General features: G+C 66.2%; 1 protein-coding gene. It reads left to right on the top strand.

The window, feature by feature from the left end:
* A partial coding sequence (locus LJ657_RS48030) for an AMP-binding protein (protein WP_232656088.1) occupies positions 1-1,004 on the top strand: 1,004 nt, incomplete at both ends.

A 1,004-nucleotide genomic window follows, 5' to 3' on the forward strand; every position in this document is an offset into this window, starting at 1 on the left:
TGGCGCGTGTGTTGGTTGAGCGGGGTGCGGGTCCGGAGCGGTTTGTCGCTGTCGCGCTGCCTCGTTCTGCCGATCTGGTGGTCGCGTTGTTGGCGGTGGTGAAGTCGGGTGCGGCGTATGTGCCGATCGACCCGGACTATCCGGCCGACCGCATCGCCTACATAGTCGAAGATGCCGACCCGATGTGTGTGATCACCGGTCTCGGGGCGGAAGGTGTTCTGCCCGAGGACACTCCCCGGATCCTGGTGGATGCCCCGGTCCTCGCTGAGCACTCCGCAGCCGACCTCTGCGATGCGGAGCGGTCGCTGCCTCTGACCTCGGATGCGCCTGCGTACGTGATTTATACGTCGGGTTCGACGGGTCGGCCGAAGGGTGTGGTGGTTCCGCACGCGAATGTGGTGCGGTTGTTCTCCGCGACCGATGAGTGGTTCGGGTTCGGATCGGACGACGTGTGGACGCTGTTCCACTCGTATGCGTTCGACTTCTCGGTGTGGGAGTTGTGGGGGCCGCTGTTGCATGGCGGGCGTGTGGTGGTGGTGCCGTTCGAGGTGAGCCGCTCGGCGGGGGAGTTCCTGGCGCTGCTGGCGCGTGAGGGCGTGACGGTGCTGAATCAGACGCCGTCGGCGTTCTATCAGCTGATGCAGGCGGACCGGGATGATCCGGCGACGGGTGATCGGCTTGCTCTGCGGTATGTGGTGTTCGGCGGTGAGGCGTTGGATCTGGGCCGCCTGGCGTCGTGGTATGAGCGGCGTGGCTCGGGTGGTCCGACGTTGGTGAACATGTACGGGATCACCGAGACCACGGTCCATGTCACGTACCTGCCCCTGGACCAGGAGATGTGCGCGGCCGGTGGTGGGAGCAGGATCGGTGAGGGGATCCCGGATCTGCGGTTGTATGTGTTGGACGCGGGGTTGTGCCCGGTCCCGATGGGCGTCGCGGGTGAGTTGTATGTCGCGGGTGGCGGCCTGGCACGCGGCTACCTCAACCGCCCGGGCCTGACGGCG

The organism is Streptomyces guryensis (assembly GCF_021261325.1).
Classification (GTDB): Bacteria; Actinomycetota; Actinomycetes; order Streptomycetales; family Streptomycetaceae; genus Streptomyces; species Streptomyces guryensis.